Consider the following 24,849-nt stretch of genomic DNA (forward strand, 5'->3'; position numbering starts at 1 on the left):
AGACTGCAATCGGGGCAAATTCATTCCGAGGTGCAATAGGCTTCAAGCTTTTCAAGCGTACTGCTCCAGCCTTTCTGATGTCCATCACGCGCAGCCTCGTCAAAGAACTGCGTGTGATGGAGGGTTAATATGGTCGCCGCCCCGCGATCCTCGGCCATAAAGGTCAGGGTCACATGCGATTTGCGTTCGGGCATTGTGATCCATTGCCAGGAAAAGGACAGCTTTGCATCGGTTTCAACCGCATCATAGGTGCCGCTGACATCGTGGATTTCACCATCAGGCCCCGGTTCCTTGAAACGGATGCGAAAGGTGCCGCCGATTTTTGCATCAATGCTGGCATCAATCATCTCGCAACCTTCTGGTCCCCACCATCTGGCGAGTTTTTCGGGCTGGGTCCATGCGGCGTAAACCTTTGCCGGTGGGGCGGCAATCCGGCGCCGGATCATCAGGCTCGGCTTGGCTGGTGTTGTATCGGGCATCAGTCCCTAATCCTGCTGCTTTTCGGTTTTGGTGGCGTCGTCATCTTCTTGTTCAAGGAAGGCGGCAAGCTGATCGAGTTTGTGCGACCAGAAGCGCTGATAGCGGGCCAGCCATTCCATGGCGTGCTCCATCGGTTGGGCATTCAGGCGCACATTGACCGTCCGTCCGGTCTTCTGCCGCGCAATCAGCCCGGCATCGGACAGAACATCCAGATGTTTCATCACCGCAGGCAGCGAAACGTGAAACGGCCGCGCCAGTTCACTGACCGACAGGTTTTCTTCCGTCTCCAGCCGGGCGAGAAGCGCACGGCGGGTTGGATCGGCAAGGGCGGCAAAGATGTCGTTCAGTTCGGCTTCTTGATACTTAACCATTAAGTTAAGTATTGATCAGGCCACACCGCCCTGTCAATCAAAAGTTGATCCCGGTTGTCACCATCCCCTGCCACGCGGTCAGAAGGGCAACACCGATAAACAGCAAACCCGCCGCCCGCCCGATGAAAATCGTTGCCACCGGATTGCCGGTAATCAGGTTGCGGCTGGTTCCGGCGGCAAGGGCAATCGCGCCATAAACTGCAAGCTGTACCGCAGCGGTCATGATCCCCATGATCAGCGCCTGTGACCAAAGCGGCCCGTAATGCGGGCGGATGAATTGCGGATAAACCGCGAAAATGAACAGATAGGCCTTGGGATTAAGCATGCAGGTGATCATGCCCTGACGAAATGCGACCCAAAGCGATGCGGTTCTGGCCGCCCGGATGCGTTCCACCGTGATGGCGCTGCGCAAAAGCGTAATGCCGATCCAGACCATATAGGCCGTCCCGGCAAACAGCATGACATTCAAAAGCCATGGCGCGATTGCAAGAAGGGCGCTGATGCCGACGGCACCCAGCAGCGTGTGATACACCCCGCCCAGCATGATCCCGGCAGTGGCCGACAACCCTGCGCGTTTGCCCCCGGTCAGGGAATTGGCAATAACGAAAAACATATCCATGCCGGGCACGATGATGATGCCCGACAGCAGAACAAAGAACAGCCAGAGATTTTCAGCATATGTCATGGGGCGCTCGTAATTTATCCACCGAACGGCTTGATCGGCAGGGGTAAACTAGCAGGGCGCTCCTGACAGGCTCATGTCAGGATGGTGGAGGGGGGCTGTGTTCGATGTTGAATTTACTCTTCGTGTCAGATTGGATCAAATGCATGCATTGGGTGGCATTGGAGTTTTCCCCAAGCATGCTGAAACTTGACCATATCACTGTTATCGCGCCAACATTGGCCGAAGGTGTGGCGCATGTCCGGGCGTGTCTTGATCTTGATGTACCGTTCGGGACGCGTCATGGTTATATGGGCACGCATAATCACCGGCTTCAGCTTGGTAAAAATGTCTATCTGGAAATCGTGGCGCTGGACCCGGACGGTATTACGCCGGGCAGGGCGCGATGGTTCGGATTGGATAATCAGGACAAGATCAGATCGGATTGGGAAGAAGGCCGTCGTCTGCGGGGCTGGGTTGCCGCGACCAAATCCATTGATACCGTTGTTTCAGCCCATGGCGCGATTTTTGGCGAAAAGGTGCTTTTGCCGACAGCGGACCCGACTTTCGCCTTTGCCATTCCTGCTGATGGCTCGTTACCGCTGGATGGTGCTGCACCATCGATCATTGATCATCAGGGTGACCCGACATCAATGGCGGAAATCCCCGATTTGGGCGCGCGCCTTGTTTCGATGAGGATGGAGCATCCCGACCCAGCGTTCGTCGAGGCACTCTATCGCGAACTTTCCATTGATCGTCCACCTGCGATCATTCGGGGGGCTGAAGTCCTTTATCGGGCGCAGATCGAGACACCGACAGGATTGAAAGAGCTGACTTGAGGCAGTTTTGAAACTGTGCCAGTTCTGGGTGGGGGGCAGGTCACGGGAACCTGATCGTGATTTGCGCATATTTTCCATTGCGCTTATCTTGATAATTCGATATTTCATGAATTATGGAAAAGATAGATACCTTAAACGCATTATCGGCGCTGGCGCATGATGTTCGGCTTGATATTTTCCGGCTGCTGATCAAGGCGGAACCGGAAGGCATGATTGCCGGGGATATTGCCGCAGCACTTGATATCCGCGCCAATACGCTTTCGAACAATCTGAACATCCTGTCGACTGCCGGATTGGTTCGGTCGGTGCGCGAAGGGCGGGCGATCCGCTATTTTGCCGAGATCGGCACGATGCGCGATCTTCTGGTGTTTCTGATGGAAGATTGTTGTGGCGGGCGGGAGGATATCTGTCTGCCGATGTTGAACAAAACCTGCCGATAATCACAGCGCCCACAGCGATCACAGGGAATTCCGATGACAGAGAATAATCGCGCAAACAATGGTGCCGATTGCAGTGCCGATAGTGGCAAACTTGGCGTGTTCGAACGGTTTCTGACCCTTTGGGTCGGGCTTGCCATGATTGGCGGGGTTGTGATCGGCGTGGTTGCCCCGGGGCTTGTCGATGCGATTGCCGCAAGCGAGGTGGCGTCGATCAATCTTGTGGTCGCCGTCCTGATCTGGGCGATGGTCTATCCAATGATGGTCGGGGTTGATTTCGCCGCCGTGGCCGGGGTGGCCCGCCAGCCCAAGGGGCTTCTGGTGACGCTGGTGGTCAACTGGCTGATCAAGCCGTTCACCATGGCGTTTTTGGCGGTGGTGTTTTTCGAACATGTTTTTGCCCCCTGGATCGCACCAGCTGACGCCGCACAATATATCGCCGGTCTGATCCTTCTGGGGGCGGCACCGTGCACGGCGATGGTGTTTGTCTGGTCGCAACTGACGCGGGGCGATGCGACCTACACGCTGGTGCAGGTATCGGTCAATGATCTGATCATGGTCGTGGCATTTACGCCGATTGTCGCATTGTTGCTCGGCGTGACCGACATTGCGGTTCCTTGGGAAACACTGGTTCTGGCAACCGTGCTTTATGTGGTTCTGCCGCTTCTGGCCGGGTTGGTAACGCGCCGGATCCTGGGATCAAAGGACGCAATCGAAAGATTTTCCGCCCGGGTCAAGCCATGGTCGATCCTTGGCCTGATTGCGACGGTCGCCATTCTGTTCGGGCTTCAGGGCGATGTGATCCTGCGACAGCCCCTGGTGATTGTCCTGATTGCAGTGCCGATCCTGATTCAAAGCTACGGGATTTTCGCGCTGGCCTATGGGGCGGCGTTCCTGCTGCGTATTCCGCATCGGATGGCTGCCCCCTGCGCGATGATCGGGACATCAAACTTTTTCGAACTGGCGGTTGCGGTGGCGATCAGTCTGTTTGGCCTGAATTCCGGGGCGGCATTGGCAACCGTGGTGGGTGTTCTGGTCGAGGTGCCGGTGATGCTGTCGCTGGTGGCTTTTGCCAACCGGACACGCGCCCATTTCCCCGAAGCACAAAACAAGTTTTCATAAGGTTCTGCCATGATCGTTGTCCACCACAATCCGGATTGCGGCACATCGCGCAATGTCCTCGATATCATCGAGAAATCCGGCGATCCCTATCAGGTGATCGAATATCTGAAAGAAGGCTGGACCCGACCGCAGCTTATCGCTCTTTTTGCCGCTGCCGACCTGACGCCGCGCAGGGCATTGCGCACGACCAGATCACCCGCCGCAGAATTGGGCTTGCTTGATGACGCGATATCGGACGATGCCCTGATCTCGGCGATGCTGGCACACCCGGTTCTGGTCAACCGGCCGATTGTCGCATCGCCCAAAGGGGTTCGGTTGTGTCGCCCATCCGAAACGGTACTTGATCTGCTCGATCACCTGCCGGCCGGGCCGCTTTACAAGGAAGACGGCGAAATGATTTTAAACGAGAAAGGAGCGCGCGTTGGCTGATACCCCCAATATTCAGGACGAACAGTTCGCACCAATCCCGGCTGCGGCATTGTTCCCCAAGGCACACAGTACCCATGCGCCGCGCATATTGGTGCTTTATGGCTCGCTTCGTGAACGCAGCTTTTCGCGTTTCGCCGCCGAGGAAGCCGCGCGCATCCTGACCCGGTTTGGTGCAGATGTCCGGATATTCAACCCCGCAGGCCTGCCCCTGGTCGACGAAACCGGTGCCGATCATCCCAAAGTGGCGGAGCTTCGCGATCTGGTAAGCTGGTGCGAGGGGATGGTGTGGTCCTCGCCCGAGCGGCATGGGGCGATGACCGGCCTTATGAAAAGTCAGATCGACTGGATACCGCTGTCGCTTGGCGCGGTGCGCCCGACGCAGGGCAAGACATTGGCCGTGATGCAGGTGTGCGGCGGCAGCCAAAGCTTTAACACGGTCAATCAGTTGCGTATTCTGGGGCGCTGGATGCGGTTATTGACCATTCCCAATCAGTCATCGGTTGCCAAGGCATGGAACGAGTTTGATGAGGCGGGCCGCATGAAGCCGTCCCCGTATTACGACCGGATTGTCGATGTGATGGAAGAACTGGTGAAGTTCACGCTGTTAACCCGCGATGTTCGTGATCACCTTGTCGATCGGTATTCCGAACGGGTGGAAAGCCACGCGGCCCTTTCGGCCAGGGTCAATCAGCCCACCGCAACCTGAACAGAACAAAGGCCGCCCTGTCATAATCGGGCGGCCTTTCGTTTTTCTGGATCAGGGCAGGTGAAATCGCGACGAAGCCTGAGAATAAATCTTTGTCTTTAAATGCGTTACTCACCGAATTATTGGCGCATCAATGCCCAGCCAAAGTCAGGACTGGTTTCGGATCAAAGCATGTCGTTCTGTACGCTCGTAACAATAATTTGGGATGCTCAGTCAAAACAAAGATCTTAGGCGTGTTATTCTCTCCGGCATCATTGGGGGCGTCCGAGGGGGATAAATGGCTAAGGGATTCAGATTGTTACGTCGACGGGTAGTTCCCTTGGCGTTTGTTGGTGCAGCATTATCGGGTCATGCGGCGCAGGCCGCAGATTTTACCGTTTCTGGCGGTGTCACCGATACGGTTGCCAAAACCCTGAGCGCCGGGGAAACCGGATTGATCGAGCAGGGCGGGGTTCTCAGTGTTACGGCGCCGGCGAATAGCGCCGCCATCACCACCAACGCGGACGGCGTGCGTGTGACCAATAACGGCACGATCACGACGGTGGGTGGTGGCCGCGTGGGCATATTTGGCTCTGGCGGCGGTGCTACAAATGCGCAGTTTGTTAATAATGGTACAATTCGGACAGACGCAAACAACGGTTACGGAATGGGCAGTCTCGGGGAGCGGTCTACAATTATTAATAATGGCACCGTTACGACAAGCGGTACGACTGCCTATGCCATATATAGCAACGGAGCCAATTCGACCCTTGTCAATAACGGCACGATTACGACAAGCGGAAATAGTTCCTACGGTCTATACAGCGTCCAAGGCAATTCGACCCTTGTCAATAGCGGTACGATCACGACAAGCGGAGATGACGCCTATGGCATGGACAGTGCCGGAGACAGTTCGACCCTTTCCAATAGCGGTACGATCACGACAAGCGGAGTTGGTTCCCGTGGCATGTACGCTGACGGGAATGGCGTAACAGCTGTCAATAGCGGGACGATTACCACAAGCGGCAGCGATGGCGAGGGCATGCGGAGCGACGGGAACAATTCGACACTTGTCAATAGCGGTGCGATTACCAGCACGAATGCCGACGGAATACGATCAGTCGGTAGCGGCAGCATCCTTACGGTCAGTGACGGCGGGACCGTTACCGTATCGGGTGCAGGACGGGCCGGGATCAGATCCACTGGGGCCAACGGGACGATCAATGTCAGCGGGAAGGTGATCGCAACCGGGTCGGCGACCGAGGCGATTGTGGGGTCTAGCAACCAGACCCTGAACATCAAGCCGGGTGCGACGATTGTCGGGACGATTAATCTTGGTGCAGGCACCAATGTGGTCAATATCGATACATCGGCCGGGGCGCGGTCATCGACCCTGAGCATCAGCAATGCCGGTACGGTGAATACATCGGCTGGCGGTGAGGGGCTTGTCCGGCAAAGTGGATCGACGGTGGTGATCGCAGATCCGACAGGGCTTGCTGCCAATCGGGCGGCGCTGGGAACGACGGCAGCCGGCATTCATCAGGCGGTCAGCCAGCAACTGGCACGATCAAACAAACCGCAATCGGTTGTGGTCGCGGCCAGCGAACTTGAACCGGGTATGTTATATGCACCGCAGATGCCTTTTGTCTGGGGACATGTTTTTGGTGGGTACAAAAAACGCGGCGATGACGGGGCGAATTTGGGCTATCGCAGCCGGGTTGGTGGCGTGATCGGCGGATACGAAAAGCCGATTGATGACCACAGTATCGGTGTGTTTGGCGGGGCGTCCCTTGCAGGGATGAAAACCGACGAGGCATCGGTCGAAAGTGACAGCAACGGCTTTTTTGTCGGCGGATATGGTGAATATGTTGTCGGCGACTGGGCTATCGACGGGGCGTTGGTCGTTGGCTATCAACGCCATCAGGATAAACGTCTTGTGGTCGATAACCTGACCGGCGAGGAAACCGCACAATCAGATTACAACAGTGTCTATATCAGTCCGTCACTGGCGGTGATCCGGTCGATTGATATCGGCAGCGGGATTGAATTGCGGCCATCTGCCGAGGTTAATTACACCTATGGCTATTACGGTGAATATACCGAAACCGGCACGACATCATCGAACCTTCGCGTTCAGGGGCATGGTGTGGATGTGATCAACGGGCGTTTGCAATTGGCAGCCCGTCAGGCGCTTGCAGATGGCCGGGGCGAGATGGAACTGCGCGGCGGGATGAAATACAGCTATTTCGGTCGTGACAGCGTTGATGTCGGGCTCGGCAACGGTCCGGTTTTACGCTATCAGGGAACCGGTGATACGTCCGCGTACGGGGGATATGTCGGGGGCAATATGCGCTATGACGTGGACCGGCGGATGACGGTTGTCGCAGACATGGAACTGGGGCTTGCAACTGGCGACGAACGCACTGCTTCAGGCTATCTGGGGCTGGAATACCGGTTCTAAAGCGTTACAGCCGCCGCACCCAGTTTGGCAACCCTGCGGCGTAGCCGGTTGGCGTTGTGGCTTTGCCGTGATGATGCAATTGGGCGTTCACGGCATCGGCACGGGTCTGACTTGGTGTTGAATGGAATTTGGCGCGGAATGCGCGGCTAAAATGGGACTCACTGTTAAAACCGCATTCAAAGGCAATGCTGCCAATGTTCTTGTGGCTGTAACGCTGTTGCGACAGCAATTGAAAGCTCCGCTGCAAACGGCGATCCCAAAGATAATTTGCCACCCCGCCATGCGGGGCAAAAATGCGATAGATATGTGTTCTTGACATTCGAAAGGTCAGGGCAAGGCTTGCTGGCGTGATGTTTTCGGAAAGGTTGGCATCAATATAGCGGTAGATGACCTTTGCAAGGGCAACTGATGTTGGCGCGTCGATTTCCTCGGGAAGCAGGCCTTCGCACAGCAAGCATCCTTGCATCAGGCCGAGAGTTCCTTGCACGGCACTAACAGCTTGTTGAGTTGTCATGTCAGGAATGTTCTTCCAAAGGTTCAGAAAACCGGTGGCCATGAAGCGAACCATCGGGTTGTCCTTGGAAAGCTTCAGTCCATGCAGTGGCGCGAGCATATCCGATATATCTGGTCGCAATTCCCGTGGTAGAACAAGCATAAGGTTTTCAAAATCACCCGTGATCATGTCGTGGGGGTAAGAAAGATCGATGATAAGCATGTCGCCCGCGACAATGCGCTCATTCTCTTTGGTAAGGCCGCCGCCCTGCAGGAAAAGCTGAACCAGAATGTGGTCCATATCATCATCGATCACTCGGCGGGGATGCCGTGAAAATTGCTGGGCTTGTGATCTGGTGACACCAAAAACCGTTTCCTGAAGGTCGTAAACATCGATCTGTGCAAAAAAATTCGTGAGATGACATTCATGATCGGACATCGTTACATCAAAAAAGATACCGATATTTTCCTGCCATGCGTCAAAACGATGACGTGGCTCGATATCATTAGTGTCAAAGTTTGATACGGGAACCGGTTTCAGTTTTGTCAATCCGGGGATTCTTTCGCATTAATGGCAGAACGATAAATTGGTACAATTAATCGCCCGCACTTTTGCGCCCGGACTAAATCAATGATTGATGTGATTGTTGTTTTTTCTACATTAGGGATATATTTTTTGCAAGTTCTTATGGTTTGACAATAGCTTGCTGTGTCATCCTTTCCAGACGGTTTCGGTCGCTGGTTATTGGCATTGGGACATGGTTTTGACGCATCAGGCGCAAGGATTTAACCAAATCGCCTGAAGGGTTTGGTTAACCCGCAACATTCGCGATCACCTTGTTGATCGGTATTCCGAACCGTTCGAAAGCGATACAGCTATTTCGTGCCAGGGATCTATCAACCAACTGCAACCTGACGGACAAGACCAGAAACGGGAAATGCCGAAGAAAAAGGCCGCCTTGCGATAAACCGGGCGGCCCTTGGTGTTTCGGGGGCGGGGCCTAGCCGAACTCGACATTGTCGGGTGTCAGGTCGTCCTTGGTGATGTCTTCGATAATCACCCCAAAGGTCCATGGGGCGCCGTTGCTGAAATCGATGTAAAGATCACCGCCATCGGTTTCGGTGGCATGATCAAGCAGGCTGTTGAAATCGGTAATGCCCGATCTGGCCTGAAGATCAGCGGTGAGGAGCAGGGTATCGCCGTCATTGCCGCTTTCGAAATCAACCACACGATCACGGCTGGAGGCTTCGGCGTCGAAGACGAAAGTATCGTCGCCGATATTGCCCTGAAGCCAGTCATTGCCGCCGCCACCCGAAAGGATGTTGTCGGAGAAGGCTTCATGGGCGATGGGGCCAGCATCAAGTGTGTCATGGCCGTCGCCGCCATAAAGCGAGACATCATACCATTCGCCGGTGAGCGTATCATTTCCGGCTTCGCCATGGATGTTTTCGCCGACAATGACGTCGTCGCCATCGCGGCCATAGATGGTGTCGCCGCCCTTGTTGCCGATCAGGTGGTTATCGTTTTCATCACCGATGATCAGGTCGCTTTGATTGCTGCCATCGACATTTTCGATGCTGATGAAATGATCGCCTGTGCGGCCCGATCCGGTTTCAAGGTTGATCACCGGTTGCGGACCATATTCACCATAGGGCGCATCATTGCCCCAACCGGCGATATAGCTGATGGTGTCAGACCCTTCGCCGCCGATGAAAATGCTTGTCTGTTCCTCAGAAAAAGCAGAGCCATATGCGGCATAGAAAGTGTCATCGCCGCCGCCGCCATTCATCACATCACCGTCGCCAGCACCAGTTTGGAAAAAGGCGTTGTTGCCGTCATCGCCGATCAGAATGTCGCCATAGCGTGAATCACGGATGTCTTCGATATTGAAATAGCGGTCGCCATCCGCATCGCCGCCCACACCAATGCCGGTGGCAAGATTGACGATGACGCCTTCCTTGGCCGAGTCATTTGAATAGGAAAATCGAATTTCATCGCGGCCAGGACCGCCGTCAATGACATCGGCCCCCGGGCCGCCATCAAGTTTGTCATTGCCCGACCCGCCAAGCAGCGTGTCGTCACCGATACTTGCATGAAAATGATCATGACCGGCACCGCCATCAAGCGTATCGTTCCCCGGTCCGATCTCATAGAAGCGGTCATTGCCGCCAAGCCCGCGAATATCATCACTGCCCGCGCGCCCAAAAATATGATCGTCCTGCTCTGTTCCGACAAGCACATCTGCGCCGTCGGTCCCATAGATGAGTTCAACCATGGTCCGTCTCCCGCATTGTTTGCTTTGCCCTTGGGAAAAGCTGCGGGGAGAATTCGGCGACTTGATGGCAGGGGGGCGGGATTGACGTCAAAACAGGGGAGACGCCAGAAGGCGGCGGCTTACGCCACCTTCTGTTCGTATTCTTCCTGCTTTTCCATCCAGCGCATTTCGATCTCGGCCAGTTCGTTTTCGATCTTGCCAAGGTCTTTTTGCAAGGTGGTCAGTTTGGTGGCGTTATCAGGCTCGTAAAGCGCCGGATCGGCCATCTCGTCCTTGATTTTGTCACGACGCCCGGTCAGCTTTTCCATCTGCTTTTCAAGGTTTTCAATCTCGCGCTTGATGGGGGCTGCGGCCTTGCGTTTTTCGGCAGCCTGCTGGCGGAGCGCCTTTCGGTTGCCCTTGTCCTCTGGCCGTGCCGGTTCGCCGTTTTCGTTGGCTTCTGCCTTGTCCGCGCGGCGTTCATCACGCGCCCGGTTCAGCAGATACTGGCGATATTCGGCAACGTCGCCGCCAAAGGCGGTGACCGCACCATCGGCAACCAGAATCAGCCGATCCGCACAGGCTTCGATCAGATAGGGATCGTGGCTGATGATGATCACCGCACCTTCATAGGCATTAAGCGCATGGTTCAGCGCATCGCGGCTGTCGATATCAAGGTGGTTGGTCGGTTCGTCAAGGATCAGCATATGCGGGGCATCAAGCGTCATCAGCGCAAACAGCAGACGCGCCTTTTCCCCACCCGAAAGGTCCTTGACCTTGGTGTCGCCTTTCTGGCCTTCAAACGCAAAGCGGCCAAGCTGGGCCCGAACCTTGTGTTCGATCACGTCAGGCATCAGGGCAGCCATATGCTGATACGGGGTTTCATCGGGGCGAAGCTCGTCGGTCTGATGCTGTGCAAAATAACCGATGCGCAGCTTGCCCGACGCAACCTTTTCCCCGGCCATCAGTTCAAGCCGGTTGGCAAGAAGCTTTGCCAGTGTCGATTTACCGTTACCGTTGGCACCCAGAAGCGCGATGCGGTCATCCATATCAATGCGCAGGCTGATATTGCGCAAGACCGGTTTTCCGGGTTCATAGCCGACATCGCCGTTATGTATATTGATCAGGGGCGGAGGCAATTCCTTGGGGCTTGGGAAGTCGAACGAAATGCTGCGGTCCTCGACAACGGCAATCGCCGGTCCCATTTTTTCCAGCATCTTGATACGGCTTTGCGCCTGTTTGGCCTTGCTGGCCTTGGCGCGGAACCGGTCGATGAAGGACTGGATGTGTTTTTGCTGGGCGACCTGTTTTTCGTAATGCTTGGACGCCAGTTCCATCTGCTCGCGGCGCGTTTTGGCGAATTTGTCGTAATTGCCGCCATACATCGTCACTTTGCCATCGGTCAGATGGGCAATATGTTTGACCGCCTTGTTCAGAAGGTCACGGTCGTGACTGATCAGGATGATCGTGCCGGGATAGTTGATCAGATAGTTTTCAAGCCAGATGGTGGCTTCAAGATCAAGGTGGTTGGTCGGCTCGTCAAGCAGCAGCAGGTCGGGTTGCAGGAACAGGGTTGCCGCCAGTGCCACACGCATCCGCCAACCGCCGGAAAAATCATCACACGGGCGTTGCTGGGCTTCGGCATCGAAACCAAGACCCGACAGGATCGATGCCGCGCGGGCTTCTGCGGTGTGGGCATCGATATCGGCAAGCCGGGTATAGATATCGGCGATCCGGTTCGGATCAGTAACGTTTTCGGCTTCATGCAGAAGGGCCGCACGTTCGGTATCGGCATCCAGAACCGTATCAAGCAGGGATCGCGACCCTGCCGGGGCTTCCTGCGATACCACACCCATGCGGGTGCGGTTAGACAGCGATACATCGCCGCCATCCGATGCGATTTCGCCGGAAATCAGTTTCAAAAGCGTGGATTTGCCGGCCCCGTTACGTCCGATCAGGCCCAGTTTGTACCCGTCGGGTACGGTCAGGGTCACGTGATCAAGGATCATACGGCCGCCAATGCGGTAGGTCAGGTCGGTAATTTGCAGCATTTCGGGTCCGCGTTCGGGAATCGTTTGAAAATCTGTGCTTTCAATAGGGCAGGGAGGGCCGTGACGCAAGGATTCTTGAAACTGTCATGAACACTCGATCACAGGACCAACAGGACAAAATGCGTGCGTGATGGGGCGGCAAGGCGCGCAGTTTCACGGGATTTGGCGGCTTTTCACACCTCTTCAACCCCCGATGCAAGGGGCGCAGGTCTGAATTGCGCGGACCGAACTATGTGTTGCGTTGCGAACCAAGGGCGTTTATATAGCGCCAACCTTAGGGTCTGCGGATGATAAGGAAGCCTTGTCGTCGGCTTTTTTATCTTCCGCAGTCCCTTCTTGGGGGTAACGAATTTTTACAAGTAGCTAGGTGAAACCAATGGCTATCGAACGCACTCTTTCGATCATCAAGCCGGACGCAACGCGCCGCAACCTGACGGGCAAAATCAATGCCGTCATCGAAGACGCAGGCCTTCGCATCGTCGCGCAGAAGCGTGTCGCTCTGACCCGTGCACAGGCCGAAGGCTTCTACGCTGTTCACAAGGAACGTTCGTTCTTTGGCGAACTCGTGGACTTCATGGTTTCCGGCCCGGTCGTCGTCCAGGCTCTGGAAGGCGAAAACGCTGTTGCCAAATACCGCGAAGTTATGGGCGCCACCAACCCGGCCAATGCCGAGGAAGGCACCATTCGCAAACAGTTTGCAGAATCCATCGAAGCGAACTCGGTCCATGGTTCGGACTCGCTTGAAAATGCTGCAATCGAAATTTCCTATTTCTTCGCCCAGACCGATATTGTCGGTTAAGCCTTAAAGCTCCGACATCGTCGGTTAAGCGATATGAAATACGGTTTCCGGTTCGCCGGATAAGAAGCGCCCCGCATCATGTGCGGGGCGTTTTTTTATGCCTGAAATATACAGCCGATCAGAGCAGAAATGCCGCCATCAATAACAGCAGGACGGCAATTGAAATGACGCTCCAGAGCATGAATTTGGTCCAGTTTTCCCAGCCATGCTGGTGGACATCAACCAGATTGTTATCGTAGTCGCTTCCCTGCATTGTTTCCTCCCTGACTTGTTACAGGTGTGGCGTGACCCTTGGCGGGAAATGCCAAACGCATCGTAACACATTTCAGGGGTGAATAAAGATCATCAAAATAACGTAAGGCGTTTGTTTTTGGCCAAGAAAAAAGCTGCCGAAACCGGCAGCTTTGCATTGTTTACCCCGCGATCAGGCGATCACAGCAGGAAGATGGCCATCAGGATCAGAATGGCGACAACAGAAAGAGTGCCCCACTTCATAAAGACGGTATAGCCGTTATAGATGTCGACGTGGGTCTTGGTCAGTTCGTAGTCTTTACCCTGCAAATTAGCCTCCTGCGTTTAGAATTTCTCCAGTGTATAGACGTGAAGTTGTTGCGACGCAAGACGCAGATTAACTGGCGATATCATTCATTTGGCCAATAAAGCCCGATGCGGATGTCAGTCTGTCGGGGCGCAGGAATAGGGCAGGAAGGAACCCGTGGCGCCTTCATTCATCATTCTCAGGGACATTTTATTGGCGTAATCGAGTTCAGCCTCGGTGGTCGGACAGACATGGATGCGTCCGGTGCATCCCGATGCAACAAAGGCATCTTCGCTTTTTAGAAATTCCTCGCCAAGCTCGCTTTTATCCCGGCTCGTTTGAAGCTGGTCGCGAAACGACTGGTAAAACTGGCACTTGCGTTGGGACCAACTCGGCTCATCGGCGCGGGCTTCATCGGCACAAAGCAGCATCGGTGCCACCAATACAGCAGCCAGAAGGGATGTATGCATCAGGATGGCTTGGGGAATATTCAGGCGCAGCACGGATAATTTCATGTTTTTGGGGCTCTGATCCGGTGGACAGGTCGCAGGAGAAAAGACCTGAAAAATGCGAATGAAATATGACCAATATCAGAAACTGCCAGATCATTTTTCGTGATACCAGCAGACAAAAAAAGGGACAGGTTTTTACCTGCCCCTGAACCATGTGCGGATCGCCCGCCACGGGCGCAGTCAATTCGGTTCAGGCACCGGATTGATTTGCGCGAAATCCGGGGCATTCGCATCGGCGACCGTAACGATCCCGGCTTCATCGACCGAAACCCGGCCCTCGGCGATCCAGCGGATCACCTGCGGATAAATACGATGTTCCTGTTTCAGGATGCGCTGCGCCAGCGTACCGGCATCATCACCGGGCAGGACCGGCACCACGGCCTGCGCAATGATCGGGCCGCTGTCGACTTCTGGCACGACGTAATGCACCGTGCAGCCGGAATATTTCACCCCGGCATCAAGGGCAGCCTGATGAACGTGCAGGCCCTTGAAGCTTGGCAGAAGGGACGGGTGGATATTGATCAGGCGGCCTTCCCAGCGCGTCACGAAGCTTTCACTGACCAGACGCAGATAACCCGCCAGAACCACCAGATCGGCAGCGGATTCTTCAATCAGGTTGCTGACCGTGCTGTCATAGGCCTCGCGCCCACCTTCAAAGCCCTTATGCGAAATGGCTTCTGCCCGGATACCGGCACGGCGCGCCCGTTCAAGCCCGCCTGCGTCAAGCTGGTTGGAAAACACCAGAACGATTTCCGCCGGATAATCAGGCGTCTTGCAGGCATCAATGATCGCCTGAAGGTTCGACCCGCCGCCCGAAACCAGAACCGCGAGTTTTAGCGGCGTTACTTTTCCCATGCAGCGGCCATGTTTTTGATGATGACCTGCGGGCCATCACCGGCACGCGGGCCGATCACACCGATCTGGCTGACGGTTTCGCCGTGTTCACGCAAAAGCGCTTCGGCCTCATCGGCCTTGTCGGCCGGAACCACAACGCACATGCCAATGCCGCAGTTAAAGGTACGCGCCATTTCAACCGACGGGATGCCGCCCTGTTTGGACAGCCATTTGAAAATCGGAAGGAATTCCCAAGTGCTGGCGTCAAACACCGCCGTCAGGTTTTCGGGCAAAACGCGCGGGACGTTTTCGGTCAAACCGCCGCCGGTGATATGCGCCAGCGCCTTTACCAGACCGGCCTTGTGCGCCGCAAGGCAGCTTTTGACATAGATTTTGGTCGGTTCAAGCAGCGCCTCGCCAACATTTTTGCCCGGTGCAAACGGGGCATCATCGCCGTAACCAAGACCAGCCATGTCGACAACCTTGCGCACCAGCGAATAACCGTTGGAATGCACACCACTGGATGCCAGGCCAAGGATCACATCGCCCTCGGCAACGTTGGAACCGTCAAGCAGTTCGCCGCGTTCGGCGGCACCAACCGCAAAGCCGGCCAGATCATATTCACCGTCGGAATACATGCCCGGCATTTCGGCGGTTTCCCCGCCAATCAAAGCGCAGCCCGCCTGTTTGCAACCCTCGGCAATACCGGCAACAACGTCGGTTGCCTTATCAACGGCAAGTTTGCCGGTGGCAAAGTAATCAAGGAACAGAAGCGGCTCCGCCCCCTGGACCACAAGGTCATTGACGCTCATCGCGACAAGGTCGATGCCGACGGTATCGTGTTTGTCGGCCAGAAAGGCGACTTTCAGCTTGGTACCGACACCATCGGTGCACGACACCAGAACCGGGTCGTTATAACCGGCAGCTTTCAGGTCGAACAAAGCGCCGAATCCCCCCAAACCACCGGTAACGCCGGCTCTGCTGGTTGCTTTGGCCAGCGGTTTGATAGCATCGACAAGGGCATTGCCAGCATCGATATCGACACCGGAGTCCTTATAGGTAAGGCCGTTGGAGGCGGTCATTGGGTGATCCTCGGCTTAAGCGCATGGATAAAACAAAGCGGGCAACCCGCGTTTTTCATCAGTAAGGGCGATCAGGCCGGGTTTTGGCAACCGGGGCTGGAACTTTCGCCTTGGTTACGCCTTTAATCAGGGCAATAAGAAGCCAAAAGTCATCATACTGATAAAAAACGCGGGCTTGATAATTTCCGCTGGGCCGAAAATACTCAAACGTGGGCAATATGCAATGCTCAGGTGCGCATGGGAGAGTTTTCTTTCCAGAATGCTTCACTCGTGCCACAAGAAGCATCAAACCATCGAAAAATGGGCAAAGAGGCAAACGTGCTTACAAGACTCAAAAGTTTCAGGCTGTTGGCAGGTGTCGTCGGACTTTCGGCGTCCTTATCCTTTCCGGTATTTGCGCAGGATATCTTTTCGGTATCGGGGGTGCATGTTGACGAAAGTGCGGAAACCGCCGCCGCCGCACGTGATCAGGCCCTTGCCATCGGTCAGCGCAAGGCCTTCGATGAGGTTGTGGCACGCCTGACATTGCCCGAAGACCGCAGAAGTCTTGGCACGCCAAACCAGAACGACATCAATAATATGGTGCGCGATTTCGGCGTTTCGAACGAGAAAACATCCTCGGTGCGCTATATCGCCGACATGACGGTGCGCTTCAAGGAAAACGAACTTCGCAATTATTTGCGTTTCCGCGATATCCCGTTTGCCGAATTGCAGTCCAAGCCGGTGATCATTGTGCCGATCTATCATTCGGGCGGTTACACCAGCCTGTGGGATGACCCCAATCCGTGGCGCGATATCTGGAGCCGCAATTTCGCATCGGGCGGTCTGGTCCCGGTCAAGGCACCAATTGGCGATTTGCAGGATATCGGCATTGTTTCGGCCGAGCAGGCTGAAAATGGTGCGATCGACCGCTTGAACGAGCTTGCCCGCCGCTATGGTGCGAATGTCGCCGTTGTCGCCAGCGCCACGGTCCGTGGTGAAACCGGCGCGGAAACGGTTGATGTGACCGCCACCCGATATGACGCGGGCGGTGCGCCACAGATTTTTGGCGTGACCGAAACCACCCAGCCGGGCGAAAGCCTGAACGAAACGCTGGTTCGCGCGGCCAAAGGCGTACAGGACCAGCTTTCGGACGGCTGGAAACGTGCCAACCTGATCAATTACGGCACCGGCGGGCAGTTGATGGTGTTCATTCCGATCACCGGTCTTGATGACTGGGCCAGGATCGAGGAACGCATTATCGACTCTCCGGTGGTACGTAACAGCCGGGTCGTCGCAATGTCGCGCCGTGAAGTACAGATTGCTGTGGATTATGTCGGTTCGACCGATCAGCTTCGCACCGCCCTGGCACAACAGAATCTGAGCCTGAGCCAGATGGGGGATATCTGGTTCATCCAGCCTGCCGGGTCGGAGCGTTTGCAGGACCTGTCGATTGGCGGATAATGCCGCCTGAGGCTTAACCGTGCAGGATGTTCGCAAATATTTTGGGGGCGGGCATCATCACGGCGACATGACAGCGAAACAAGGGGAAAAACGGATATGACGTTTCGGCAACAGGCCCGTTTCTGGCTGATTTTCATTGTCGGTTTTTTCGTTCTGATCTGGCTTTTTTCCGGCATCCTGCTGCCGTTTGTGGCCGGGATGGCGATTGCCTATTTCCTTGATCCGCTGGCCGACCGGCTGGAAGCACGCGGGATCAACCGGACGATTGCCACGACGATCATCACGGTTCTGTTTTTTCTGATTTTCATTTTCGTGTTGTTGCTGATCGTGCCGATGATCGGCAGCCAGCTTGCAGGCTTCCTTGAAAGACTGCCCGGTTATATCGACACATTGCGGACGACCGTAGCACCGTATGTGCAGCACATCATCGACCGCATCGCGCCCGAAACGCTTGAAGGCATATCGGATTCGGTCAAAGGCCAGACCGCGAACGCGATCAAATGGGTCGGCAACCTTCTGACCAATGTGCTTTCGGGGGGGCTGGCGTTGCTGAACTTCCTCAGCCTTGTGTTCATTACCCCGGTTGTGGCGTTTTACCTGCTGCGTGACTGGGACAAGATCGTTGCCAAGATCGATGGATATCTGCCGCGCCGTTCGGCCGAGGATATCCGCCAATGCGCGCGCGAAATTGATGAAACCCTGGCTGGCTTCGTGCGCGGGCAGGCCACGGTTTGCATTTTGCTTGGCCTGTTCTACGCGCTGGGCCTGACGGCGGTTGGGCTTGAATTCGGCTTTGTCATTGGCCTGATGACCGGGCTCGTGTCCTTTGTACCCTATTTCGGCATGTTTGCCGGGTTCGCCGTTGGCATGGGCGTGGCATTGGCGCAGTTTGGCGTCAGTGTCGATCTGGCGCTGGTCGCCCTTGTTTTCGGGGCCGGGCAGGTGATGGAAGGCAACTTCCTGACCCCGAAACTGGTCGGCGACAAGGTCGGTCTGCATGCGGTCTGGGTGATGTTTGCCCTGCTGGCCGGGGGTGCTGTTTTCGGATTGCTGGGTGTGATGCTGGCCGTACCGGTGGCTGCGGTGATCGGTGTGCTTGTGCGATATGGCTTAAGGCAGTATCTGGATAGCCGGTTATATGATCACGGCCCTGACAATCCGGCCTATGATCCGTTAAAAGACGCCGAGAATTGAGAACACAGTGACCCGCGCACCCCAAAAGACGGCCCCGGACGAAACGCCCGCTGCACCCGAAAAGGGTGGCGACGGCCATATGCCGGAATTATCGCCGCAACAGTTGCCGCTGGAACTGGAACTGCGCCCGGCATTGGGGCGGGCCGATTTCATGGTCGCCGATTGTAATCGCGAAGCCGTTTCATGGATTGATCACTGGCCGGAATGGCCGGTTCCTGCCCTTTGCCTTTATGGTCCGCGCGGATCGGGCAAAAGCCACCTTGCGGAAGTATGGCGGGCACGGTCGGCCGCGCTAAGCGTTTCGGGGCGTGACCTTGTCGGGGCGAATCCGGACGTGCTTCTGGGCGATGCCACCGGGCTTGTCATCGAGGATGCCGATCTTGGCCTCGACGAGACGGTGTGTTTCCATCTTTATAATATGCTCAAAGAACGCGGCGGGCATTTGCTGATGACCGCACAGCAGCCCCCATCGCGCTGGAAAGTCGATCTGCCGGATTTGAAATCACGGCTGGGGGCGGCACTGGTCTGCGAAATTTCCCCGCCCGATGACGACTTGATGGTCGGACTTCTGATCAAGCTGTTCGCCGACCGGCAGATGGCACCTGGCCCGCAGATCATTGCCTATATCCTGCCACGCATCGAACGCAGCTTTGTCGCGCTTACCGAACTTGTGGCCGCGATTGACCGGCAGGCATTGGCGCAAAAGCGCGCGGTGACATTGCCGCTGGTGCGGGCTGTTATGGATGGTCAACAGGATTGACGTAGCAGTCAGACGCATTTTCGATAGGCGAGGCAAGATGTTGCGCGTTATATTCGCCCGATTGCAAATTACCGGATAGTGCATGTGACCCCGTGCAAGACCAAGGTTAAACCGTCCCTGAAATCCAAGACCGATGCACTGGTCCAGTCCGGACATGTTCTGGGCTGGCGCGAATGGATCGGACTACCGGATTTTGACGTGCCGTTGATGAAGGCCAAGGTCGATACCGGGGCGCGGACATCGTCGCTTCATGCGCTTAATCCCCGCATGGTTGAACGCGATAACCAAAAATTCGTAAAATTCATCTTGCCGCATTACCGCGGTGACGGGCATGGTCGTATCGAATGCACGGCACCGCTTGTTGAAACCCGCGAGATTCGCAGTTCCAACGGCGAGGCCGAGGAACGTTATGTGATTTCGACCCATATTGCCGTCGGGCATCATAAAATCCGGGTCGAGATTTCATTGGCAAACCGTTCATTGATGGGCTTTCCCATGCTGCTGGGGCGCACGGCAATGAAGGCAGGAAGATTTTTGGTCCAACCGTCAAAATCTTATCTGGCGGGGAAACCGGAACAGGTTTATACGGCGCTGCAATCCGGCACCGTTTCGGAACAATGATCCGACGCTGTCGTTGAACCTTCGACACATTCTGTAACGCTCGACCACGGGAGTCCATTGCATGAAAATCGCAATGCTTGCGCGCAATCCTAATCTGTACTCCCACAAACGGCTGGTCGAGGCGGCCGAAAGTCGCGGGCACGAGATTGATGTCATCAACACCTTGCGCGTGACGATGAACATCACGTCGCTGAAGCCGGAAATCTATTACGGCGGCAAGAAACTGACCGGGTATGACGCGGTTATTCCGCGTATCGGCGTTTCGGTGACGTTTTTCGGACTGGCGGTGCTGCGTCAGTTTGAAATGATGGGGGTTTATCCGTTAAACGAATCCGTGGCGATTGGCCGGTCACGTGACAAGCTGCGCTCCTTGCAGATCCTGTCGCGGCGTGGTGTCGGCCTGCCGGTGACGGCCTTTGCCCATGATCCGAAAAAAACCGACGAGGTTCTTTCGATTGTCGGCGGTGCGCCGGTTGTGATCAAGCTTCTGGAAGGCACCCAGGGCATTGGCGTGGTTCTTGGCGAAACCGAAAAATCCGCCAAATCCGTGATCGAGGCCTTTCGCGGGGCCAATGTCGATATCATGGTGCAGGAATTCATCAAGGAAGCCGGCAATACAGATATTCGCTGCTTTGTAATTGGCGAGAAAGTCATTGCCAGCATGGAACGCACCGGGGCGGAGGGTGATTTCCGGTCCAACATTCATCGTGGTGGTTCGGCGCGTGCCGTGCGTATTACTCCGCAGGAACGTGCAACAGCAGTTGAAGCCGCCAAGGCGATGGGGCTAAATGTCTGTGGTGTCGATATTCTTCGCTCCAACCACGGTCCGGTGGTGATGGAAGTCAATTCATCGCCCGGGCTGGAAGGCATCGAAGGGGCAACCGGCAAGGACATTGCCGGAATGATTATCGAATTCATGGAAAAGGATCACCGCCCCGGCAAGGTGCGGACCAAAGGCAAGGGATAAACTGTGAACGAGATCGGGAAGAAAGTATCCAACGCCAGATCGGCAAAGGTAGCCAGGACCCCGGACTTCGAGATTGGCGATAAAAGGGTGCCTGCGGGCACCCGCCAGATCGTTGATATTCCGATCTCGCTTTTATCCAATCACACGCCGGTCAATCTGACCGTCAATGTGGTGCATGGCAAACGGCCCGGCCCGGTTCTGTTCGTTAGTGGTGCCGTGCATGGCGATGAAATCGTCGGGGTGGAGGTCATCCGCCGGGTTCTGAAATCGCCCGCCCTTCGCGGGATGCATGGAACCTTGCTGGCGGTTCCGGTCGTCAATGCGTTCGGGTTTCTGAACCATACGCGCTATCTGCCCGACCGCCGCGACCTTAATCGATGCTTCCCCGGTCATTCGGCGGGCTCCCTTGCCGCACAGCTTGCCCATCTTTTCCTGACTGAAATTGTCGAACGGTCCGACTTCGGCATCGATCTGCATTCTGCAGCCGTGAACCGCGTGAATCTGCCCCAGATCAGGGTCAATGAAGATGACGAGGATATCATGGCCTATGCCGAGGCCTTCGGTGCCCCGATCATCCTGACCAGTCCGCTGCGCGAAGGCTCGCTGCGCCAGGCCGGCAAGGAGGCCGAAGTGCCGATCCTGCTCTATGAAGCGGGCGAGGGGCTGCGTTTTGATGAAATGTCGATCCGGGCCGGTGTTTCGGGGGTTTTGCGCGTGATGCGCAAGCTTGGCATGACGTCGGGCCGCTCGATCCGTGATCCGAAAGTCCCCCCTTTCAAATCATCGAGCAGTTATTGGCTGCGTGCGCCGGTCGGCGGGATTTTACGGACCTTCAAGATCGCGGGCGAGTTCGTCAACGAAGGCGATGTGGTGGCCGCAGTTTCCGATCCGTTTGGCCTTCGCGATGCAGAGGTCGTGGCGAAACATGCCGGATTGATCATCGGGCGGACCAATCTGCCGATTGTCAATCAGGGCGATGCGCTTTTCCATGTGGCGGCGATCAAACGGTCATCGGAATTGCAGGAACGCATGGACGCCATCGAAACCCATCTGCAATCCGATCCGCTGCTTGACGAGGATGAAATCATCTAAGACGTCGTTTTTAAGTGCTTTTTGCGCATGATAGCTGCCATATCGAAGCTACTGGCGGATCACGCCCGGCAATGTTATAGCAAGGTTTATGGAACCAATTACAAATACAGAAGAACTGCGCGCGTTGTGCGAAAAGCTCCGGCAGTTCGAATATGTCACGGTCGATACCGAGTTCATGCGCGATTCGACCTATTGGCCGCAGCTTTGCCTCGTGCAGCTTGCAAGTCCCGAACCGTCGGATAATGGTGCGGCGGTTGATCCGCTGGCCGAGGGCATTGACCTTGCCCCGCTGTTCGACCTGATGCAGGACGAAAGCGTGGTCAAGGTGTTTCACGCCGCCCGTCAGGATATCGAGATTTTCGTCCATCTCAGCGGCAGGGTCCCGCACCCGGTATTTGATACCCAGGTGGCGGCGATGGTGCTTGGCTATGGCGATCAGGTCGGTTACGAGACGCTGGTCAACAAGGTGGTGCGCAAGAATATCGATAAATCGATGCGCTTTACCGACTGGTCGCACCGCCCGCTTTCGACCAAACAGCTCAGCTATGCGCTGTCGGATGTGACCCATCTGCGCGTGATTTACGAAGCCTTCCACGAACGCCTCGAAGCCAATGGCCGGGCCTATTGGCTGGCCGAGGAAATGGAACGCCTGACCGATCCGTCGATCTATTCGATTGATCCGAAAGAAGCCTGGCTTCGGCTTAAAACCCGCTCCAACAGCCCGAAATTCCTGGCGGTGGCGCGCGCGCTTGGCGAATGGCGCGAGACCGAGGCACAGCGCAAAAACCTGCCGCGTAACCGTGTTCTGCGCGATGATACGCTGCTTGATATCGCCGCCCGTCAGCCATTGACCGACAAGGATCTCGACAAGACCCGTGGTGTTGGCCGCAATTTCGGCAGCAGCAAACCCGGTCAGGCGATCATCGAAGCCATTCAGGCCGCGCTTGACAGCCCGCAGGAAGATTGGCCACAACCAAAATTCCGCCCCGACCTTCCATCGGGCATCGGCCCGACGGTGGAGCTGCTCAAGGTGCTGCTCAAACTCTGTTCCGAGGAAAAGGGCGTGGCCCAGCGTCTTGTGGCATCCAGCGACGATTTGCAGAATATCGCGGCTGATGACAATGCCGACGTCCCGGCGATGCATGGCTGGCGGCGCGAATTGTTCGGGCAATATGCCCTGCAACTCAAACACGGACAGATCGGGCTCAAGCTCAAGAACGGCGAAGTTGTGTTTGTCGAACTTGAAGCCGAGGACTAAATCCTTTCACCCAATCGAAGACATGAAAAAACGGGCCAAAGTCGGCCCGTTTTTCATTTTTGCAACAGGGGAGGAAGCCCGGTTTTAGAACCCCGGTTTTAGAACATCGTGTTGTCATGCGCCTGTTCGGCCGGGACCGGCTGGGCGACGTCCCAGTGTTCGATGATCTTGCCGGCATCATCAAGGCGGAAGATATCCATTACCGCACTTTCGCCTTCTGCCGAAAGGGACCTGACATGGGTAACCACCAGATTGCCCTCGGCGACAGTACGGACGATTTCGGCATGGATCGACGCATCAGAATTCAGCCAGCCGGTAATGCCCTCGCGGAAGCCGTCAATGCCATCGGCAACAAACGGGTTATGCTGGATATATTCATCGCCGATATATTTCGTGATCGCGCCGTCAACATCGCGCTGATTGAAAACCATGTCATAAAACGCGACGACATTGGCGGTGTTGCGGTCTTCGACCTCGCCCGCATGGGCGGGCAAGGCGAAGCCGATGGCAACCAAGGTGACGATCAGGCTGGCAGCAAGGATTGTTTTGGTGCGGCTCATTTCAGTGCCTCTTTCAGAAAGTCCGCGGTGCTTTGCGGTGCGCGGCCAACAACCTTGGCGAAATCATCGCTGGTCTGTTCATAATCGCCATTACGCGTGCCGACATACATGCCGCTTAGCGCCTCAACCAGATGGCCGGGCAGGCCAAAGCTTGCCAGAATGCCGGTATGGACCTCGGGCGGCAGATCGACATAACGGATCTCCTTGCCGGTTGCGTCGGCGATGATGGCGGCGATATCGGCAAAGCCGATCGGCGTGCCCGAAAGCTCGTAGGTCTGATTGACGTGATCGGCCGGGTTGGCGAGGACGGCAGCGGCGGCTTCGGCAAGGTCGTTACGCGGAATATAACTGACCTTGCCATTGCCGGCCGGGGCACCGAAATCGCCGGTTTCAAGCGCATGCGGCACGCCTGCCATCAGAAGGTCGGTATAGAAGCTGTTGCGAAGCAGGGTGAAGGACAGGCCGCTTGCCTTGATGTAGCTTTCGGTGTCGGCATGGATCGCGGCATAGGTAAACGGGCTTTCAGGGCGCGCATCGATAAAGCTGGTATAGACAAGATGGCTGACACCGGCTGCTTTGGCGGCATCAACGGCGGTACGGTGCTGTTTGATGCGGGTTTCAACATCGGTTTCACCCGAAATGATCAGCGCGATATCAATGCCTTTGAACGCATTGGTCATCAGGGCAAGATCATCAAAATCGCCATGGCGGACATCGATGCCTTTGACGACCATTTCCTGTGCCTTGGCAACATTGCGGACACTTGCGGCAATCTGATCGGCGGAAACGCGGGTCAGCAGATGTTTGACGACAAGGCTTCCGAGCTGGCCGGTTGCGCCGGTAACAAGGATTTTCATGGTTTCATTCTCCGGTAATCGGGGGTGGGCATTGGCCCGTCAATGGAAT

At 55.9% G+C, this 24,849-nt stretch carries 27 protein-coding genes; 14 read left to right on the plus strand and 13 right to left on the minus strand.

The window, feature by feature from the left end:
• Positions 1-20: 20 nt before the first annotated feature.
• Genes P8T57_RS15870 through P8T57_RS15880 form a run of 3 tightly spaced genes read right to left on the minus strand, consistent with a single transcriptional unit; the run spans position 21 to position 1,536 of the window.
• A complete protein-coding gene (locus P8T57_RS15870; protein ID WP_341363640.1) occupies positions 21-479 on the minus strand; it encodes an SRPBCC domain-containing protein in 459 nt (152 codons plus the stop codon).
• Between the two features lie 6 nt (positions 480-485).
• Positions 486-851 (minus strand): metalloregulator ArsR/SmtB family transcription factor, encoded by a 366-nt coding sequence (locus tag P8T57_RS15875; RefSeq protein ID WP_341363641.1) that lies wholly within the window; start codon positions 849-851, stop codon positions 486-488.
• Positions 852-888: 37 nt separating this feature from the next.
• Positions 889-1,536: a LysE family translocator gene (locus tag P8T57_RS15880; RefSeq protein WP_341363642.1), complete on the minus strand. Its 648-nt coding sequence runs from the start codon at positions 1,534-1,536 to the stop codon at positions 889-891.
• Between the two features lie 176 nt (positions 1,537-1,712).
• On the opposite strand from P8T57_RS15880, the gene P8T57_RS15885 reads away from it, so the two are divergent.
• The 6 genes from P8T57_RS15885 (at position 1,713) to P8T57_RS15910 (ending at position 7,485) form a co-directional block, all read left to right on the plus strand.
• Positions 1,713-2,351, plus strand: a complete 639-nt coding sequence (locus P8T57_RS15885; protein WP_341363643.1) for a VOC family protein — start codon at positions 1,713-1,715, stop codon at positions 2,349-2,351.
• A 113-nt stretch (positions 2,352-2,464) separates the two neighbouring features.
• Complete coding sequence (locus tag P8T57_RS15890; protein WP_007091426.1) at positions 2,465-2,791, plus strand: helix-turn-helix domain-containing protein; 327 nt, start codon at positions 2,465-2,467, stop codon at positions 2,789-2,791.
• Positions 2,792-2,824: 33 nt separating this feature from the next.
• On the plus strand, positions 2,825-3,910 hold the full coding sequence (arsB, locus tag P8T57_RS15895; protein WP_341363644.1) for an ACR3 family arsenite efflux transporter: 1,086 nt from the start codon (positions 2,825-2,827) through the stop codon (positions 3,908-3,910).
• 9 nt (positions 3,911-3,919) lie between these two features.
• A complete protein-coding gene (locus P8T57_RS15900) occupies positions 3,920-4,339 on the plus strand; it encodes an arsenate reductase family protein (RefSeq protein ID WP_341363645.1) in 420 nt (139 codons plus the stop codon).
• A gap of 10 nt (positions 4,340-4,349) precedes the next feature.
• Entirely contained in the window at positions 4,350-5,045 is a 696-nt protein-coding gene (gene arsH, locus P8T57_RS15905; protein WP_210766364.1) for an arsenical resistance protein ArsH, read from the plus strand.
• A gap of 277 nt (positions 5,046-5,322) precedes the next feature.
• Entirely contained in the window at positions 5,323-7,485 is a 2,163-nt protein-coding gene (locus tag P8T57_RS15910; protein WP_341363646.1) for an autotransporter domain-containing protein, read from the plus strand.
• A gap of 4 nt (positions 7,486-7,489) precedes the next feature.
• Here the strand turns inward: P8T57_RS15910 and P8T57_RS15915 are convergent, their stop codons facing one another.
• The 3 genes from P8T57_RS15915 to P8T57_RS15925 form a co-directional block, all read right to left on the minus strand.
• Entirely contained in the window at positions 7,490-8,416 is a 927-nt protein-coding gene (locus P8T57_RS15915; protein ID WP_341363647.1) for a helix-turn-helix domain-containing protein, read from the minus strand.
• Between the two features lie 562 nt (positions 8,417-8,978).
• Entirely contained in the window at positions 8,979-10,253 is a 1,275-nt protein-coding gene (locus P8T57_RS15920; RefSeq protein ID WP_341363648.1) for a calcium-binding protein, read from the minus strand.
• A gap of 119 nt (positions 10,254-10,372) precedes the next feature.
• Positions 10,373-12,283: an ABC-F family ATP-binding cassette domain-containing protein gene (locus P8T57_RS15925; RefSeq protein ID WP_341363649.1), complete on the minus strand. Its 1,911-nt coding sequence runs from the start codon at positions 12,281-12,283 to the stop codon at positions 10,373-10,375.
• 376 nt (positions 12,284-12,659) lie between these two features.
• Here P8T57_RS15925 and ndk point away from each other — a divergent pair, with 376 nt between their 5' ends.
• On the plus strand, positions 12,660-13,082 hold the full coding sequence (gene ndk, locus P8T57_RS15930; protein ID WP_007091418.1) for a nucleoside-diphosphate kinase: 423 nt from the start codon (positions 12,660-12,662) through the stop codon (positions 13,080-13,082).
• Positions 13,083-13,200: 118 nt separating this feature from the next.
• Here the strand turns inward: ndk and P8T57_RS15935 are convergent, their stop codons facing one another.
• The 5 genes from P8T57_RS15935 to purM form a co-directional block, all read right to left on the minus strand.
• A complete protein-coding gene (locus tag P8T57_RS15935) occupies positions 13,201-13,335 on the minus strand; it encodes an aa3-type cytochrome c oxidase subunit IV (protein ID WP_139328191.1) in 135 nt (44 codons plus the stop codon).
• A gap of 179 nt (positions 13,336-13,514) precedes the next feature.
• Positions 13,515-13,643, minus strand: coding sequence for an aa3-type cytochrome c oxidase subunit IV (locus tag P8T57_RS15940; protein WP_007091417.1), 129 nt, complete (start codon positions 13,641-13,643; stop codon positions 13,515-13,517).
• Between the two features lie 114 nt (positions 13,644-13,757).
• Positions 13,758-14,135, minus strand: a complete 378-nt coding sequence (locus tag P8T57_RS15945; RefSeq protein WP_341363650.1) for a hypothetical protein — start codon at positions 14,133-14,135, stop codon at positions 13,758-13,760.
• A gap of 177 nt (positions 14,136-14,312) precedes the next feature.
• Positions 14,313-14,987: a phosphoribosylglycinamide formyltransferase gene (purN, locus tag P8T57_RS15950; RefSeq protein ID WP_341363651.1), complete on the minus strand. Its 675-nt coding sequence runs from the start codon at positions 14,985-14,987 to the stop codon at positions 14,313-14,315.
• Positions 14,975-16,048, minus strand: a complete 1,074-nt coding sequence (purM, locus tag P8T57_RS15955; protein WP_341363652.1) for a phosphoribosylformylglycinamidine cyclo-ligase — start codon at positions 16,046-16,048, stop codon at positions 14,975-14,977. Before purM ends, purN begins: the two co-directional genes overlap by 13 nt.
• Before the next feature lie 318 nt (positions 16,049-16,366).
• Here purM and P8T57_RS15960 point away from each other — a divergent pair, with 318 nt between their 5' ends.
• From P8T57_RS15960 to rnd, 7 genes are all read left to right on the plus strand, one after another.
• Positions 16,367-17,491, plus strand: coding sequence for a DUF2066 domain-containing protein (locus P8T57_RS15960; RefSeq protein ID WP_223305040.1), 1,125 nt, complete (start codon positions 16,367-16,369; stop codon positions 17,489-17,491).
• Positions 17,492-17,587: 96 nt separating this feature from the next.
• Positions 17,588-18,685 (plus strand): AI-2E family transporter, encoded by a 1,098-nt coding sequence (locus P8T57_RS15965; protein WP_007090849.1) that lies wholly within the window; start codon positions 17,588-17,590, stop codon positions 18,683-18,685.
• A 7-nt stretch (positions 18,686-18,692) separates the two neighbouring features.
• Positions 18,693-19,445 (plus strand): DnaA/Hda family protein, encoded by a 753-nt coding sequence (locus P8T57_RS15970; protein ID WP_007090850.1) that lies wholly within the window; start codon positions 18,693-18,695, stop codon positions 19,443-19,445.
• 84 nt (positions 19,446-19,529) lie between these two features.
• Positions 19,530-20,066: a RimK/LysX family protein gene (locus P8T57_RS15975; protein WP_341363653.1), complete on the plus strand. Its 537-nt coding sequence runs from the start codon at positions 19,530-19,532 to the stop codon at positions 20,064-20,066.
• A gap of 61 nt (positions 20,067-20,127) precedes the next feature.
• Complete coding sequence (gene rimK / locus P8T57_RS15980; protein WP_007090852.1) at positions 20,128-21,033, plus strand: 30S ribosomal protein S6--L-glutamate ligase; 906 nt, start codon at positions 20,128-20,130, stop codon at positions 21,031-21,033.
• Positions 21,034-21,036: 3 nt separating this feature from the next.
• Complete coding sequence (locus tag P8T57_RS15985; protein ID WP_007090853.1) at positions 21,037-22,125, plus strand: succinylglutamate desuccinylase/aspartoacylase family protein; 1,089 nt, start codon at positions 21,037-21,039, stop codon at positions 22,123-22,125.
• An 88-nt stretch (positions 22,126-22,213) separates the two neighbouring features.
• A complete protein-coding gene (gene rnd, locus P8T57_RS15990) occupies positions 22,214-23,383 on the plus strand; it encodes a ribonuclease D (protein ID WP_037988767.1) in 1,170 nt (389 codons plus the stop codon).
• Positions 23,384-23,481: 98 nt separating this feature from the next.
• Here the strand turns inward: rnd and P8T57_RS15995 are convergent, their stop codons facing one another.
• Positions 23,482-23,943 (minus strand): nuclear transport factor 2 family protein, encoded by a 462-nt coding sequence (locus P8T57_RS15995; protein ID WP_341363654.1) that lies wholly within the window; start codon positions 23,941-23,943, stop codon positions 23,482-23,484.
• Positions 23,940-24,800, minus strand: a complete 861-nt coding sequence (locus tag P8T57_RS16000; RefSeq protein ID WP_341363655.1) for an SDR family oxidoreductase — start codon at positions 24,798-24,800, stop codon at positions 23,940-23,942. Before P8T57_RS16000 ends, P8T57_RS15995 begins: the two co-directional genes overlap by 4 nt.
• Positions 24,801-24,849 lie beyond the last annotated feature (49 nt).

The sequence above is a fragment of the Thalassospira sp. SN3W genome (genome assembly GCF_038070535.1).
Lineage (GTDB): Bacteria > Pseudomonadota > Alphaproteobacteria > Rhodospirillales > Thalassospiraceae > Thalassospira > Thalassospira xiamenensis.